3 protein-coding genes are annotated in these 2,394 nt (G+C 70.4%); all 3 read left to right on the top strand.

The window, feature by feature from the left end; translation table 11 throughout:
* Positions 1–17: 17 nt before the first annotated feature.
* Positions 18–239 carry a DNA-directed RNA polymerase subunit omega gene (gene rpoZ, locus D471_RS0118460; protein ID WP_051059219.1) on the top strand — a complete coding sequence of 74 codons (222 nt, stop codon included), beginning with the start codon at positions 18–20 and terminating at the stop codon, positions 237–239.
* 111 nt (positions 240–350) lie between these two features.
* Positions 351–1,535, top strand: coding sequence for a bifunctional phosphopantothenoylcysteine decarboxylase/phosphopantothenate--cysteine ligase CoaBC (coaBC, locus tag D471_RS0118455; RefSeq protein ID WP_017599984.1), 1,185 nt, complete (start codon positions 351–353; stop codon positions 1,533–1,535).
* A gap of 189 nt (positions 1,536–1,724) precedes the next feature.
* On the top strand, positions 1,725–2,394 hold a 670-nt coding region (locus tag D471_RS0118450; protein ID WP_017599983.1), incomplete at its 3' end, for an S-adenosylmethionine synthetase N-terminal domain-containing protein.

The raw sequence follows: 2,394 nt of genomic DNA, 5'->3' as shown, positions 1-2,394 counted from the left end.
CCACCCCCCCCCCGCCGATCGACGACCTGCTGGAGTGCGTCGACAGCAAGTACAGCCTGGTCACCATGGCGTCCAAGCGGGCCCGCCAGATCAACGCCTACTACGCTCAGCTCGGCGAGGGCCTGCTGGAGTACGTCGGCCCGCTCGTGGAGACCCACGTCCAGGAGAAGTCCCTGTCCATCGCCCTGCGCGAGGTCAAGTCCGGTCTGCTGACCGCCGAGCCCTACGAGGGCAACTGACGGCGCTTACGCGGCCTCGCGAGCTCGGCCAGGGCTCGACCGTGCCTGTCCGCGACGGCACCTGGTAGAACTCCTTTCGTGAGTGAGACAGAACCCGCCCGCACGCCCCAGGTGGTCCTCGGCGTCGGAGGCGGCATCGCCGCGTACAAGATCTGCGAGCTGCTCCGGCGACTGACCGAGTCCGGTCACCGCGTCCGGGTCGTGCCCACCGTCGACGCGCTCCGCTTCGTGGGAGAGCCCACCTGGGCCGCCCTGTCCGGGCAGCCCGTGGCGACCGCGGTCTGGGACGACGTGCACGAGGTGCCCCACGTGCGCATCGGTCAGTCCGCCGACCTCGTGTTCGTCGCCCCGGCCACCGCCAACATCCTGGCCAAGGCCGCCGCCGGGCTGGCGGACGACCTGCTGACCAACACGCTCCTGACCGCCCGATGCCCGGTGGTGTTCGCTCCGGCGATGCACACCGAGATGTGGGAGCACCCCGCCACCCAGGCCAACGTGGCCACCCTCCGCGCGCGCGGAGCGACCGTTCTGGACCCGGCTGAGGGGCGCCTGACCGGGGCCGACACGGGCAGAGGGCGCCTGCCCGAGCCCGCCGAGCTGTTCGACGCGGCCCGCATGGCCCTACGCGGGGGCGGCGCCGACCTCACCGGCCGGCGCGTGGTGATCTCCGCGGGGGGCACGCGCGAGGCGATCGACCCGGTCCGCTTCATCGGCAACCACTCCTCGGGCAAACAGGGATACGCCCTGGCCCGGACCGCCGCCGCCCGAGGCGCCGAGGTGACGATCGTCGCGGCCAACGTCGCCCTGCCCGATCCCGCCGGGGTCCGCGTCGTCCGAGTGGAGTCCGCGCTCGACCTGTCCGAGACCATGGCCGCCGAGCGAGTCGGGGCCGACGTCGTGGTCATGGCCTCCGCGGTGGCCGACTTCCGCCCCGCCGCCAGTGTCGGGAGCAAGATCAAGAAGTCCGGGGCCGCGCCCGCGCCGATCGAGTTGACAGAGAACCCCGACATTCTCGCCGGACTGGTCGCCTCCCGGGCGGCGGACGGCGGGGAGCAGACCATCGTGGGCTTCGCCGCCGAGACCGACGACGTGCTCGCCCACGGGCGCGCCAAACTGGAGCGCAAGGGCTGCGACCTCCTCGTGGTCAACCAGGTCGGTGGCGGTCGTGCCTTCGGCACCGAGGACAACCAGGCGGTGATCCTCACCTCCGAGGGCGCCGCCGTGGACGTGCCGTTCGGCCCCAAGGAGGACCTGGCGGACCGGGTCTGGGATCTCGTGGCCGAGCGTCTGCCGTAAATCACCACCACGCGGGACTGGATTCCTACCTCCGAGTACGCAACACTTCCTTCGGGAACCCGTGATCTCCCGACCACGGGACTTCCACCCTCATCGGTCCCGTTACAGTGGAGCGACAACCAACCACGCCGGTCGGCCCCGTGCCGCCGGTACATGTCAGCCAGCAGCCGCTGCAAGGAGTCAGGCAACGTGTCCCGCCGCCTTTTCACCTCCGAGTCGGTCACCGAAGGCCATCCCGACAAGATGGCCGACCAGATCAGTGACTCGATCCTCGACGCGATGCTCGCCAACGACCCCACGAGCCGGGTCGCGGTCGAGACGCTGATCACCACCGGTCAGGTCCACATCGCGGGTGAGGTCACCACCCAGACCTACGTCGACATCCCCGCCATCGTGCGTGAGCGGATCCTCCAGATCGGCTACGACTCGTCCGCCAAGGGGTTCGACGGTGACTCCTGCGGGGTCAACGTCTCCATCGACGCGCAGTCCCCGGACATCGCCCAGGGTGTCGACACCGCCTATGAGGCGCGTGTCGAGAACGAGGACGACGCCCTCAACCGGCAGGGCGCGGGTGACCAGGGCCTGATGTTCGGCTACGCCAACCGTGAGACCCCCGAGCTCATGCCGCTGCCGATCAAGCTGGCGCACTCGCTCTCCGAGCGCCTGTCCGAGGTCCGCCGCAACGGCACGGTGCCCTACCTGCGCCCGGACGGCAAGACCCAGGTCACGGTCGAGTACGAGGGCCAGACCCCGGTCCGCCTCGACACGGTCGTCGTCTCCAGCCAGCACGCCGCCGACATCAACCTCGACGAGATGCTCGCCCCGGACGTGCGTGAGCACGTGATCGAGCCGGTCGTGT

Source organism: Nocardiopsis lucentensis DSM 44048, from assembly GCF_000341125.1.
GTDB classification, from domain to species: Bacteria; Actinomycetota; Actinomycetes; order Streptosporangiales; family Streptosporangiaceae; genus Nocardiopsis; species Nocardiopsis lucentensis.
This window is presented reverse-complemented; position numbering and strand designations above follow the sequence as displayed.